Origin of the sequence: Microbacterium paraoxydans, assembly GCF_900105335.1 — a bacterium.
Classification (GTDB): Bacteria; Actinomycetota; Actinomycetes; order Actinomycetales; family Microbacteriaceae; genus Microbacterium; species Microbacterium paraoxydans.
In genome coordinates this window covers 1,663,687-1,677,091 of the sequence record NZ_LT629770.1, presented here as the reverse complement: position 1 = coordinate 1,677,091, position 13,405 = coordinate 1,663,687, and the positions used below count along the sequence as shown (strand labels likewise).

At 70.3% G+C, this 13,405-nt stretch carries 10 protein-coding genes and 1 riboswitch; of the genes, 8 read left to right on the top strand and 2 right to left on the bottom strand.

What is annotated here, in order from left to right; all coding sequences use genetic code 11:
* The first annotated feature begins 121 nt into the window (after positions 1-121).
* Positions 122-1,849: an ABC transporter ATP-binding protein gene (locus BLU02_RS08420; protein WP_060923393.1), complete on the top strand. Its 1,728-nt coding sequence runs from the start codon at positions 122-124 to the stop codon at positions 1,847-1,849.
* Positions 1,846-4,155 carry an ABC transporter ATP-binding protein gene (locus BLU02_RS08415; protein WP_060923392.1) on the top strand — a complete coding sequence of 770 codons (2,310 nt, stop codon included), beginning with the start codon at positions 1,846-1,848 and terminating at the stop codon, positions 4,153-4,155. Before BLU02_RS08420 ends, BLU02_RS08415 begins: the two co-directional genes overlap by 4 nt.
* Positions 4,156-4,213: 58 nt before the next feature.
* Here BLU02_RS08415 and BLU02_RS08410 read toward each other — a convergent pair whose 3' ends face one another.
* Positions 4,214-5,701 (bottom strand): D-alanyl-D-alanine carboxypeptidase family protein, encoded by a 1,488-nt coding sequence (locus BLU02_RS08410; protein WP_144881923.1) that lies wholly within the window; start codon positions 5,699-5,701, stop codon positions 4,214-4,216.
* 70 nt (positions 5,702-5,771) lie between these two features.
* A riboswitch (TPP riboswitch) is annotated at positions 5,772-5,883 on the top strand.
* Between BLU02_RS08410 and BLU02_RS08405 the strand changes: the two genes are divergently transcribed.
* From BLU02_RS08405 to BLU02_RS08385, 5 genes are all read left to right on the top strand, one after another.
* Entirely contained in the window at positions 5,874-6,515 is a 642-nt protein-coding gene (locus BLU02_RS08405; protein ID WP_060923390.1) for an ECF transporter S component, read from the top strand. (Overlaps the previous riboswitch by 10 nt.)
* Complete coding sequence (locus BLU02_RS08400) at positions 6,515-7,969, top strand: ABC transporter ATP-binding protein (RefSeq protein WP_197676700.1); 1,455 nt, start codon at positions 6,515-6,517, stop codon at positions 7,967-7,969. Before BLU02_RS08405 ends, BLU02_RS08400 begins: the two co-directional genes overlap by 1 nt.
* A complete protein-coding gene (locus BLU02_RS08395) occupies positions 7,966-8,757 on the top strand; it encodes an energy-coupling factor transporter transmembrane component T family protein (protein WP_060923373.1) in 792 nt (263 codons plus the stop codon). Before BLU02_RS08400 ends, BLU02_RS08395 begins: the two co-directional genes overlap by 4 nt.
* 101 nt (positions 8,758-8,858) lie before the next feature.
* Positions 8,859-10,229 (top strand): glutamate decarboxylase, encoded by a 1,371-nt coding sequence (locus tag BLU02_RS08390; RefSeq protein ID WP_060923374.1) that lies wholly within the window; start codon positions 8,859-8,861, stop codon positions 10,227-10,229.
* A 9-nt stretch (positions 10,230-10,238) separates the two neighbouring features.
* Positions 10,239-11,711 carry a glutamate/gamma-aminobutyrate antiporter GadC gene (locus BLU02_RS08385; RefSeq protein WP_231919664.1) on the top strand — a complete coding sequence of 491 codons (1,473 nt, stop codon included), beginning with the start codon at positions 10,239-10,241 and terminating at the stop codon, positions 11,709-11,711.
* A 13-nt stretch (positions 11,712-11,724) separates the two neighbouring features.
* Here the strand turns inward: BLU02_RS08385 and BLU02_RS08380 are convergent, their stop codons facing one another.
* On the bottom strand, positions 11,725-12,450 hold the full coding sequence (locus BLU02_RS08380) for an aminoglycoside 3'-phosphotransferase (RefSeq protein WP_060923375.1): 726 nt from the start codon (positions 12,448-12,450) through the stop codon (positions 11,725-11,727).
* 133 nt (positions 12,451-12,583) lie between these two features.
* On the opposite strand from BLU02_RS08380, the gene BLU02_RS08375 reads away from it, so the two are divergent.
* The gene (locus tag BLU02_RS08375) at positions 12,584-13,342 is read left to right on the top strand and encodes an SDR family NAD(P)-dependent oxidoreductase (protein ID WP_060923376.1); all 759 of its coding nucleotides are present in this window, start codon (positions 12,584-12,586) and stop codon (positions 13,340-13,342) included.
* Positions 13,343-13,405 lie beyond the last annotated feature (63 nt).

The window sequence follows — 13,405 nt, the reverse complement described above, 5'->3', positions numbered from 1 at the left end:
GGTCCTCCCGGAGGGGGATCCGAATGTCGCCGCTTCGTGGCACCCTGTCCTATGGCCCGTCGTCGGTCGGCATCCGTCTGCCGGGAGACCCGCCGCCTCCTCCTTCCGAGAAAGTACGCCTGTGCTGGGAAAACTCCTCCTCCGATATCTGTCTCGCTACAAGTGGCTCCTCGTCGCCGTGCTGGTCTTCCAGTTCGCCAGCGCGGCCGCCACCCTCTACCTGCCCCGCCTCAATGCCGACATCATCGACAACGGCGTCGCGCAGGGCGACACCGCGTACATCTGGCGCACCGGTCTGTTCATGCTGGCGGTGTCGCTCGGCCAGATCGTCGCCTCGGTCATCGCGACCTACTTCGCCGCCCGCGCCGCGATGGGGGCGGGCCGTGACATCCGCGCCGACGTGTTCGGCAAGGTCAGCGGCTTCTCCGAGCGCGAGGTCTCGCAGTTCGGCGCCGGTTCCCTCATCACCCGCAACACGAACGACGTGCAGCAGGTGCAGATGCTCGCGATGATGGGCGCGACCATGCTCGTCACGGCGCCGCTGCTCGCGATCGGCGGCATCATCTTCGCCGTGCAGACCAACGCCGGGCTGAGCTGGCTGATCGCCGTCTCCGTCCCGGTGCTGCTCCTGCTCGCGGCACTCGTCATCGGCCGGATGGTGCCGCTGTTCCGCAGCTACCAGGGCAAGCTCGACAACGTGAACCGCATCATGCGGGAGCAGCTCACCGGCGTGCGCGTGGTCCGGGCCTTCGTCCGCGAGCGCATCGAGGAGGAGCGCTTCCGCGGCGCGAACACCGACATCATGGTCGTCGGCCGCAAGGTCGGCTCGCTGTTCGTGCTGCTCTTCCCGCTGTTCATGCTCATCCTCAACGTGACCGTGGTCGCCGTCATCTGGTTCGGCGGCATCGAGGTCAACAACGGAACCGTGCAGGTGGGCACGCTGTTCGCCTTCATGCAGTACATCGGTCAGATCATGGGCGGCGTCATCATGGCCAGCTTCATGGCGATGATGATCCCGCGCGCCGCCGTCTCGGCCGAGCGCATCGGTGAAGTGCTGAACACCGAGTCGACGATGACGCGTCCGGCGGACGGCGTCACCGCCTTCCCGACGCCGGGAGCGGTCGCGTTCGACGACGTTGAGTTCACCTACCCGGGCGCCGACGCCCCGGTCCTCAGCGGCATCAGCTTCGCCGCCGAACCGGGCGAGACCGTCGCGGTGGTCGGCTCCACCGGCTCGGGGAAGACCACGCTCGTCTCGCTCATCCCTCGCCTGTTCGACGTCTCGGGCGGTGCGGTGTACGTAGGGGGCACGGACGTCCGCGACGCCGACGTCGAGGCGCTGTGGGACAGCATCGGCCTCGTGCCGCAGCGTCCCTTCCTCTTCACGGGCACCGTCGCGTCCAACCTGCGCTATGGCCGCGAGGACGCCACCGACGAGGAGCTCTGGCACGCGCTCGAGATCGCTCAGGGGCGCGACTTCGTGGAGGAGATGCCGGACGGCCTCGACTCCCGCATCGCCCAGGGCGGCACGAACGTGTCCGGCGGCCAGCGACAGCGCCTCGCGATCGCGCGGGCCCTCGTCCATCGCCCGCAGGTGCTCGTGTTCGACGACTCGTTCTCCGCGCTCGACCTCACCACGGACGCCCGGCTGCGGCAGGCGCTGTGGCGGGAGCTTCCGCAGGTGACGAAGATCGTGGTCGCGCAGCGCATCTCCACCATCACCGATGCCGACCGCATCGTGGTGCTGGAGGGCGGCACGATGGTCGGAGTCGGCACCCATGAGGAGCTGCTGGAGACCAGCGAGACCTACCGGGAGATCGTCGAGTCGCAGCTGGGGGTGGACGCATGAGCGAGCAGGATCCTTCCACAAGCCCAGGGACCCAGGGAGCGGGCCCTTCGACAAGCTCAGGGACCCAGGGCCAGCGGCGCCGGGGACGGGGCAAGACACCGGCGCCCACGGCCGAGCGGGAGCTCACCGCCGAGGAGCAGTACGAGGCCGAGCTCGCCGAGCAGGCACGGCAGAACTCCGGCGACTGGGACAGCGTCGCACCGGGCAAGGCCGACCACTTCGGCCCGAGCTTCGCCCGGATGATCGGGCTGCTCAAGCCCTCCGCGGTCTGGTTCGTCTTCGTGTCGATCCTCGGAGCGATCGGGGTCGTGCTGACCGTCGCCGCCCCGAAGGTGCTCGCCGAGGCGACGAACATCGTCTACCGCGGCTTCATCTCCATCCAGCTCGGTCAGCCCAGCGGCGACTTCCCGGGATTCCCGGCGGGGACGCCGCAGGACGTGGTGGTCGACGCCCTGCGCGACGCCGGACAGACCGACTTCGCCAATCAGGTCGGAGCGCTCGGCGACTTCCGAGTCGGCGACGGCATCGACTTCGACGCGCTGCGCTGGGTGATCGCCGCCGTCCTCGCGATCTACGTCGTGGCCGCATTCCTCAGCTGGCTGCAGGGGTACGTCATCAACGTCATCATGGTCCGGACCATGTGGCGCCTGCGCGAGTCCGTCGAGGCGAAGATCAACCGGCTCCCGCTGGCGTACTTCGACAAGGTGCAGCGCGGCGAGCTGATCTCCCGCGTGACGAACGACATCGACAACATCACCCAGACCATGCAGCAGTCGCTGTCCGGTGCCCTCACCGCCGTGCTGACGGTGATCGGCGTGCTCGTGATGATGTTCTCGATCTCGTGGCAGCTCGCCCTCGTGGCGCTCGTGGCACTCCCGCTCATGGGCGTGATCTTCGGCGTCATCGGACCGCGCTCGCAGAAGGCCTTCGGCACGCAGTGGCGCAAGGTCGGCCGGCTCAACGCCCGGGTCGAGGAGGCCTTCTCCGGGCACGCGCTGGTCAAGGTGTTCGGCCGTGAGCAGGACGCTCTGGACAAGTTCAAGGCCGAGAACGAGGAGCTGTTCCAGGCGAGCTTCAAGGCGCAGTTCCTCTCCGGCATCATCATGCCGGCGATGACCTTCGTCGGCAGCCTGACCTATGTCGGCATCGCGGTGCTCGGCGGCCTCATGGTCGCGAGCGGGCAGCTGCGACTCGGCGACGTGCAGGCCTTCATCCAGTACTCGCAGCAGTTCACCCAGCCGCTGTCGGAGCTGGGCGGCATGGCCGCGGTCGTGCAGTCCGGCACCGCGTCGGCGGAGCGGGTGTTCGGCCTGCTCGATGCCGACGAGCAGGAGGCCGACGATCCTGAGGCCCCCGCGCTTCGCGAGGGGGAGGGCGTGATCGAGTTCGAGAACGTCTCGTTCTCGTACTCGCCGGAGCGGCCGCTCATCACCGATCTGTCCTTCCGGGTGGAACCGGGACAGACCGTCGCCATCGTCGGGCCCACCGGCGCAGGCAAGACGACGCTGGTGAACCTCATCATGCGGTTCTACGAGCTCAGCGGCGGGCGGATCACGCTCGACGGTCAGGACATCTCGACCATCACGCGCGACGAGCTGCGGTCCCGCACCGGCATGGTGCTCCAGGACCCCTGGCTCTTCGCCGGGAGCATCCGCGAGAACATCCGCTACGGACGCTCGACCGCGACGGACGAGGAGGTGCTCGCCGCGGCGAAGGCGACCTACGTGGATCGCTTCGTGCACGCACTGCCGGACGGGTACGACACCGTGCTCGACGAGGACGCGTCGAACGTCTCGGCCGGTGAGCGCCAGCTCATCACGATCGCACGGGCCTTCGTGGCGCATCCGTCGATCCTCATCCTGGACGAGGCCACATCGGCGGTCGACACCCGCACCGAGCTGCTGCTGCAGCACGCGATGGCCGCGCTCCGGCAGGGGCGCACCTCGTTCGTCATCGCCCACCGCCTGTCGACCATCCGCGACGCGGACCTCATCCTCGTGATGGAGCACGGTGACATCGTGGAGAAGGGCACGCACGACGAGCTGATCGCCGCGCAGGGCGCGTATTGGCGCCTGTACCAGTCGCAGTTCGAGCAGGCGGCGACCGACCTCGACGCCGAAGCGGCTCTCACCGGATCCTCGCCGGTCGTCGTGACCGGCGACGCGGACGAGGAGGCGAGCGCGCAGGAGCAGGCGGCGGACGCGGTGGCCGGAGCGGCGGTCGGCGCCCAGCTCCCGGCGGCCGAGACCGCAGCGGCTCGGGCACTTCTCGACGACGGCGCTGACGGCTCCACGTCTCCGTCCTGACCCGCCTCACGCACGACGCCCCACTCCGGATCCGGAGTGGGGCGTCGTGCGTGAAACCTCAGTCGTCTCCGGCGATGCCGAGGAGTTCGAGGGGGTGGGTCAGTCGCCACCATGGGCTCGGACCGTCCAGGTCCTCGTCGAGGACGAGGGCGGTGTCCGTGCTGTCGACGGGACCGGTCGTGGTCAGGGTGCCGACCGTCCCGTCCGCTTCGCGTTCCTCCCCGAGATCGAACACCGGCGTCGCCGTCGCGCTCGCTCCGTTCCACAGCACGACATCGGCGTCCTCACCGGCGACCACATCGACGCGCTCGCCCCAGACGGTGAGGACGCGCCCGACCACCGTGCCTGCCGGGACGGCCGGGCCCTGGGCCTGCAACGCCGCTTCCGTCTGAGCGAACAGGGCGCGGGTGAGGGCGAGGCGCGCCTCGTCGTCCTCCTGGTTCAATGCCGCGGCGTAGAGCCGGACCGTCGCGTCGCCGATGACGACGTCCTTGGCGGTCAACAGGTTCCAGCCGACGAGGGTGCCCGTCTTGATGCCGACGACTCCCGGATCGGCGAGCATGCCGTTCGTGTTCTCGACCGTCCCGGCCCCCGGCAGGTCGACGGACCGGGTACCCACGATCTCGGCGAACACCGGATTCCGCATCGCCATCTCGCCCAGGGCCACGAGGGCCTCCGGGGTGGCGACGTTGCGCTCGTCGAATCCGGACGGCGTGACCACGGTGATGCCGGAGAGTCCGCGCTCGCCGAGCCAGACCTCGGCCGCGGCGGCGAATTCGCGGTCGGACCCCCAGATCTCCGACGCCAGCCGGTCGATGTAGTTGTTGGCCGAGCCGAGCAGGGTGCCCTGCAGAAGCTGGTACTCGGTCAGCACTCCGCCCACCGGCACATCGAGCGCCGACTGATTGGCGATCCGATAGTCCCAGTAACGGACGCTGTCGGCGTAGGTGAAGGAGAACTCCGGGCCCTGTTCGCCGGGGGCCAGCGGCAGCCGGTCCAGCACCATGAGACTGCTGACGACCTTCGTGATGCTCGCGATGCTCACCGGCGCGGTGGTCGACGCCGCGGTGGTCATCCCGGCGATGCCGACCGCCCCGTCGCCGACCGCCGGCCAGGCGAGCGCGGCGGTGGGGGCGGCGACCGGGGTGAACTCGACCGCCTGGACGGTCGGGGCGACCTCGTGCAGCGGCCAGAGCAGCGTGGTGCCGGCGTAAGAGGCGATGAGGCCGGCGAGGACGCCGAGGGGGACGAGCAGGCCGGGTCCGGCAATCGCCGGGCGCAGCCGGGCGTCGCGCAGCAATCCCGTCTCCTCCTCCGTGCCGGCCGAGGCATCGAACTCGGGCGTCGATGACGCCGCAGCGACGATCGACGGGTCCACCCAGGTCAGCGCGGTCGGCGGTGCCGAGGCATCGGCCCACGCGGCAGCTTCCGGAACCGGACCCGGCTGATCGTCCGCGGGCGCGGCAGAGGCGGGTGCGGAGTCTTCGGGCCGCGCGTCGACGCCCACGCCGCCGGACGCCTCTTCAGGGGGATCGGAAGCGGTCACTCGCTTACGGTACCGAATCCGGCCCCGAATCCGCCGTGCGCGGCGCGGGACGCGCGGACGGTAGGATCGACAGCACAACCACGGGAGTCCGGCGAGCCGGGCTGAGAGGGAGCGAATCGCGCTTCGACCGTCGAACCTGATCTGGGTCATGCCAGCGCAGGGAGGAGTTCACATGAGTACGTCCACGTCCGCATCCCCGTCGAGGAACACCACGGCCGCTCCGGCGCGGGGCTACCTGCGCTGGCGCGTCATCGACATCGTCGTCGCCAGCGTCCTCGGTGTCGCCGCCGGTCTGATCTTCCTGGCCTGGAACGTCGGATACCTGGGGCCGAAGGCCATGCTCGAGCCGCTGCTTCCCGGCCTCCAAGGGCTCCTCGACGGCCCGTGGCTCTTCGCGGGTGTGCTCGGCGGGCTCATCATCCGCAAGGCGGGTGCCGCGATCTACGTCGAGCTGCTGGCCGCCGTCGTCTCGGCGCTCATCGGCAACCAGTGGGGCGGCTTCCTCACGCTCGAGGCGGGTCTCGTGCAGGGCCTCGGCGCCGAGCTGGTCTTCTTGCTGTTCTTCTACCGCCGCTGGTCGCTGCCCGTCGCGATCCTCGCCGGGGCCGGTGCCGCGCTCGCGGGCGGCATCAACAACCTCGTCCTCTGGTATGCCGGGTCAGGTCCCGCCTTCACGACGATCTACCTCCTCAGCACCGTGATCTCCGGGGCGGTCATCGCCGGTGCGCTGTCGTGGGTGCTCGCCCGCGGCATCGCGGCGACCGGGGCTCTGGACCGCTTCGGCTCCGGGCGCGAGGCGCGCGTCCGCGTCTGATGTCCGCGCAGTTCGCTCCCGCCGGCGTCGAGGCCCGCGGCTGGGGTTGGCGACACGCGAGCCGCCACGCCTGGGCGCTGCGCGACGTCTCGTTCCGCATCGAGCCCGGCGAGCGCGTGCTCGTGCTCGGCGCCTCCGGCGCGGGGAAGTCGACGCTGCTGCACGGCCTCGCCGGTGTGCTCGGCGGTGAGGAGGAGGGGGAGAGCGAAGGCGCGCTGCTCGTCGGCGGCGACCCCGCCGCGGCGACCCGCGGGCGGGCCGGGCTCGTGCTCCAGGATCCCGACTCGCAGGTGATCCTCGCCCGTGCCGGCGATGACGTCGCCTTCGGGTGCGAGAACCTCGGTGTGCCGCGTGCCGAGATCTGGCCCCGCGTCGAGGCCGCGATGGCCGGCGTCGGACTGGACGTGCCGCTCGATCACCCGACCGCGGCGCTCTCCGGCGGTCAGAAGCAGCGGCTCGCCCTGGCCGGCATGCTGGCGATGGGCCCCGGGCTGGTGCTGCTCGACGAGCCGACGGCGAACCTCGATCCGGAGGGCGTGCGCGAGGTCAGGGATGCCGTCGAGCGGATGCTCGCCACGCGTCCCGCCACCCTCGTGGTCGTGGAGCATCGGCTCGAGGTGTGGTTGCCGCTCCTCACGCGGGTGATCGTGCTGGGTGCCGGCGGGGTGGTGGCGGACGGCACTCCTGCGGATGTGCTCGGCGCGCAGGGCGAGCGCCTGGCCGCGGACGGCGTCTGGGTGCCCGGCCGACCGCCCGCCGAGCCGCCGGCACCGCGGACGGCTCCCGGGGAGGTGCTGCTGTCGGCGCGCGGGCTCGCGGTCGCACGGGTGAAGGGGCGCCCCGTGGCACAGGGCATCGACCTGGAGGTGCGTGCGGGGGAAGCCGTCGCGATCACCGGGCCCAACGGTGCGGGCAAGTCCACGCTGGGTCTGACCCTCGCCGGACTCCTCCCTCCCGTCAGCGGTGCCGTGTCCGCGGCCCCGGTGCTCGCGCAGGGGGCGGACCCGTCCCCGATCCGCTGGGCCTCCCGCGAGCTCCTCACGCGGATCGGGATGGTTTTCCAGGAGCCGGAACATCAGCTCCTCGGCAAGACGGTGCGCGAGGAGCTCGCGGTCGGCCCCCGCGCCCTGGGCCTCCCCGAAGGCGAGATCGAGGCCCGTATCGACGAGCTGCTGGCCCGGCTGCGGCTGGCGCATCTGGGGGCCGCGAATCCGTACACGCTCTCGGGTGGAGAGAAGCGCCGGCTCACGGTCGCGGCCGCGATCGCCACGCGACCCCGGGTGCTGATCCTCGACGAGCCGACGTTCGGCCAGGACGCCCGCACCTGGGCTGAGCTCGTCGCGATGCTCGCCGCCCTGCGGGACGAGGGCTCCGCGATCGTCACCATCACCCACGATCTCGACGTGGTGCGCGCCCTGCACGCCACGCGGTTCGCGCTGGGGGCACCGGCATGACGGCTCTCGCCCCCGCGTCCGCCCGCACCGGCGTCGTCGCCCGGATCAATCCGGTCGCGAAGCTGGGGGTCAGCGCGCTCATCGCCGTGCCGCTGGTCCTCACCCTCGACCCCGTGTCGGCGGCTGTCGCGCTGGTGCTCGAAGCGGTGCTGTTCCTCTTCGCGGGCATCGGCTGGCGGGAGTTCTGGGTGCGCACGTGGCCGGTCTGGCTCGCGGCTCCGCTGACCGGTCTCACCATCGCCCTCTACGGAGAGACGAGCGGCACCGTCTACGTCGACTGGTTCGTGCTCCGCATCAGCGAGGGGTCGCTCGCGCTCGCCGTCGCCACGATGCTCCGGGTGCTCGCGATCGCCCTGCCCTCGGTAGTGCTCTTCATCACGGTCGATCCCACGGACCTCGCCGACGGCCTCGGGCAGATCCTTCGGCTTCCGGCCCGTTTCGTGCTGGGCGCGCTCGCCGGCCTGCGCATGGCCGGACTGTTCCTCGACGACTGGCGTGCCCTCGAGCTCGCCCGTCGCGCGCGCGGCGTGGCCGACCGCGGGCGCATCCGGCGCTTCCTCGGCATGGCCTTCGCCCTGCTCGTGCTGTCGATCCGCCGCGGTGCCAAGCTCGCGACCGCGATGGAGGCACGCGGCTTCGGGGCGGCGGGACGACGGACGTGGGCGCGGGAGTCGCGCTTCGGCGCGCCGGAGTGGCTTCTGCTCGCCGTCGGGGCGGCGATCTCCGCGACGGCGATCGCCGCCGCGGTCGCGACCGGGGCCTGGAACTTCATCCTCGGGCCGTCCTGACCCTCACCCGTTTCGGACGAGGGTCCCTGGAGGTCGGTCGGTGGCCGGTCTAGCGTCCGCTGGAGACAGTGCCAATCGACACCGACCGAAAGGGACGTCCCATGAGCATCTCCTCCGCCGACGACCAGCCGCTCTTCACGCGGCCGGGCGAGGCCACCGTCGCACCGCGACACGTCATCCCGGATTCCGAGTCGCTTCCCGCGACGGCGAAGCAGATCGTCGAGGACGAGACCATCCTCGACGGCAACGCACGCCTCAACCTCGCCACCTTCGTCAGCACCTGGATGGACGACGAGGCGAAGCAGGTCTACGTGGCCTCGTTCGACAAGAACATGATCGACAAGGACGAGTATCCGCAGACCGCCGCCATCGAGGACAACTGCTGGCACATGCTCGCGAACCTCTGGAAGGCTCCGGACGCGGCGAAGAGCATCGGCACCTCGACCATCGGCTCCTCCGAGGCGTGCATGCTCGGCGGTCTCGCGTTCAAGCGGCGCTGGCAGCAGGCGCGCCGTGCCGCCGGCAAAGACGCCTCCGCGCCGAACCTCGTGATGTCGAGCGCCGTGCAGGTGTGCTGGGAGAAGTTCTGCAACTACTTCGACGTCGAACCGCGCTACGTGCCCATCAGTGAGGAGCACAAGACACTCGACGGCCATGATCTCGAGAAGTACGTGGACGAGAACACCATCGGCGTCGTCGCCATCATGGGTGTCACCTACACCGGCATGTACGAGCCGGTGGCGGAGATCGCCGCGGCGCTGGATGCGATCCAGGAGAAGACCGGCCTCGACATCCCGATCCACGTGGACGGCGCCTCGGGAGCGATGATCGCCCCGTTCCTCCAGCCCGACCTGGTCTGGGACTTCCGGCTGGAGCGCGTGCACTCGATCAGCACCTCGGGGCATAAATACGGTCTCGTCTACCCCGGTCTCGGCTGGGTGGTCTGGCGCGACACGCAGTGGCTGCCGGAGGATCTGGTGTTCAAGGTGAGCTACCTCGGCGGGGAGATGCCGACCTTCGCCCTGAACTTCTCCCGCCCTGGGGCGCAGGTGCTGCTGCAGTACTACCTGTTCCTCCGCCTCGGATTCGAGGGCTACCGGGCTATCCAGCAGGCCTCGCAGGACGTGGCGAAGTTCCTGTCCGCGGGGATCGCGAAACTGGACGCGTTCGAACTGTGGAACGACGGCAGCGACATCCCCGTCTTCGCCTGGCGCCTGAAGGACGGGCACACCGACAAGTGGACGCTGTACCACCTGCAGGATCGACTCCGGATGCGCGGCTGGCTCGTCCCCGCGTACCCGATGCCCGCCGATCTGGAGGACCTCACGGTGCAGCGGATCGTCGTGCGCAACGGGCTCAGCATGGACCTGGCCGCCGAGCTGCTCGACGCCATCACCGCTGAGGTGGCCCACCTCGACGCGCTCACGGCACCCATGCCGTCCGACCACCCCGACTCGGCGTTCCACCACTAGGGGGCTGACATGTCCGCCCCGCAGTCCGGTGCCGCCGGCGCCGCCTCCACGCCGCGCGTCTCCCGTCCCGCCGTCGCCGTCCTCGGCATCGGCCAGCTCGCCCTGCTCACCCTCGTCGTCGTGGCGAGCCTGCGGTCCCTGCCCGCGATGGCGATCTACGGCCTCGGTAGCATCACGCTGTACCTCATCCCCGCGGTGCTCTTCCTCGTCCCCACCGCCCTCGTCGCCGCGGAGCTCGCGACCGGGTGGAAGGGCGGGGTGTACGTCTGGGTGCGGGAGGCCCTCGGCAACCGCTGGGGGTTCACCGCAGTGTGGCTGCAGTGGATCCAGAACGTCGTCTGGTTCCCCACGCAGCTCGCCTTCGTGGCCGGCGCCCTCGCCTTCGTCTTCCTCGACCCCTCGCTGTCCAGCTCCGGTTTCTTCACGGCGGTCATCATCATCGTCTGCTACTGGGGCGCCACCCTGGTCACCCTCCGCGGTGGCGATCTCTTCGCCAAGCTGGGCTCGTGGGGCGGCATCATCGGCACGCTGTTCCCGGCGGTGCTGCTCATCGTTTTCGGGGCGGTGTGGGTCTTCAGCGGGGAGAAGAGCCAGGTGCCGCTGGATGCCTCGGCGGTGATCCCGCCGTTCACGGGTCTCGCGTCCATCGTGCTGATCGTCTCGAACGTGCTGGCCTACGCCGGCATGGAGGTCAACGCGGTGCACGTGAACCAGATGAAGGATCCGGGCAAGGGCTACCCGCGTTCGGTGTTCCTCGCCGCCGGCCTGATCCTGCTCGTCTTCATCCTGCCCACCATCGCGATCGCGGTCGCTGTGCCGAAGAAGGAGCTCGGGCTGACGAACGGCATCATGCTCGCGTTCGGGGAGTACTTCGACCACTGGGACATGGGGTGGGCGACGGCCGTCGTCTCGGCCCTGATCGCCGCCGGTGCCCTCGCCTCGGTCGTGACGTGGGTCGCCGGTCCCTCCAAGGGTGTGCTGGCGGCGGCGGAGACGGGACTGCTCCCGCCGCTGCTGCAGAAGCGGAACAAGGCCGGTGTGCAGTCCGGCATCCTGATGCTCCAGGGAACCATCGTCACGATCCTCGCGGCGATCTTCATCATCGTGCCCAACGTCAGCGCCGCCTTCGTGGCGCTCATCGACATGGCCGCCGCGCTGTACCTCATCATGTACATGCTCATGTTCGCCTCGGCGATGGTGCTGCGGCGGAAGGCGCCGGACGTCCACCGTGCCTACCGCGTGAAGGCCCTCCCGTTCGTCGCCGGGGTCGGGTTCTTCGCCTGCCTCGCGGCGTTCCTGCTCGCCTTCATCCCGCCCGACGGCTTCACCGCCTTCCCGGCGGCCGCGTACCCGTGGATCGTCGGAGCGGTGATCGTCGTGCTCGGTGCCCCGCCGCTGCTCTTCTACGCGCTGCGGAAGCCCTCGTGGGATCGGCGGCCCGCCGACGGGAGCCTCCTGAGCGACGCGCACCCGGAAGCCTGAGCCGGGGGCCGGATCACGTCTCGTTCCAGAGGCGTCGGTAGTACTCCAGCCGGACGTGGTCGGGCTCGACGCCGTAGGCCGTGATGAGGGTGTCCTCCCACCCGGGTCCGAAGTTCCACAGCGTGCTCATGGCGGCGACGGCGATGTCGGTCCACCGGTCGGCGACCCCGAGCGCGGCGAGGTCGACATGGGCGAGGGGTCGGCCGTCGTCGTCGAGCAGGGTGTTCGGCAGGCATGCGTCGCCGTGGCAGACCACGAGCCGGTCGATCGACGGCGGCTCGAGCAGGTCCGTCGGTACCGTCGTGCCGCGGTCGGCGGCGTTCGCGATGCGCTCCGCCGGGCTCCACGTCCACGGACACTCCGCGACGGGGAGGGCGTCGTGCAGGAGGCGCAGACCGAGCCCGACTGCGCGGACGGCGGCCTCCGGAGAGGCGGCCCACCGCGGATCCACGGCGCTGCTGCCGGGGAGGGCCGCCATCACGAGCCACTCGTGTGCCTCGTCCTCGCCCTGGGAGAGCACCTCGGGCACCGTGATCCAGGTGCGGGCCCAGCGCATCCGCTCGGCCTCGTCGCGCATGTTCGCCTCAGGATCGAGGGGGCCCCATTTGATGTAGCGGCCGTCGTCGGTGCGGAAGGTCAGGCCGCCGAGCGCGTTGCGCCACGCGGGGGTCAGTGCCGCCCCGGCGGCGAGTTCGCGCACCCGGGCGGGGACCTCGACGGAGGCGGCGGGGATGCTCACCTCTCCATCCTGCCGGAACCTCGGTGTCGTAGGCTCGGGTCGACGCACTGGGCCTGCGGTGACACCAAGAACCGCATAGGCTGGGACTGCGTTCCAGGCATGTCGCACGACGACGTTCGAAGGAGAACATCAGATGCAGATCAGCGGACAGGGTGCCCTCGTCACCGGCGGCGCCTCCGGACTCGGGCTGGCCACCGCCCGTCGGCTCACCGCCGCGGGAGCCCACGTCACCATCATCGACCTCGCCTCGTCGAAGGGGGAGGAGATCGCGTCCGAGCTCGGCGGTCTCTTCGTGCCCGCGGACGTGACGAGCGTCGACGGGGTCAAGGCCGCCGTCGCCGCGGCACAGGCCGCCGCGCCGTTGCGGGTGGTCGTGAACTGCGCCGGCATCGCCCCGCCCGCCAAGGTGCTCGACCGGCACGGCACGCCCGCCGTGCTCGCCGACTTCGAGCGCATCGTCCGCATCAACCTCGTCGGCACGTTCAACGTGATCTCCCAGGCTGCGGCTGTGATCGCCGCGAACGAGCTGCATGACGAGGAGCGCGGGGTCATCGTCAACACTGCGAGCGTCGCCGCGTTCGACGGGCAGATCGGGCAGCCGGCGTACTCGGCGTCCAAGGGCGGCGTGCACGCCATGACCCTGCCGATCGCTCGCGAGCTCGCCCGTCACGCCATTCGCGTGTGCACGATCGCCCCCGGCATCATGGAGACGCCGATGCTCATGGGCCTTCCGCAGGAGGCGCAGGACTCGCTGGGACAGCAGGTGCCGTTCCCCGCTCGCCTCGGACGCCCGGACGAGTACACCGCCCTCGTGCAGCAGATCGTCGAGAACGGCTACCTCAACGGCGAGACCATCCGCCTCGACGGCGCCATCCGCATGGCCCCGCGGTGACCCCTCCCGGCTTCGAATCGCCTGAATGACCCGATTCGACCCGGAAATCCAGCCAATCAAGCG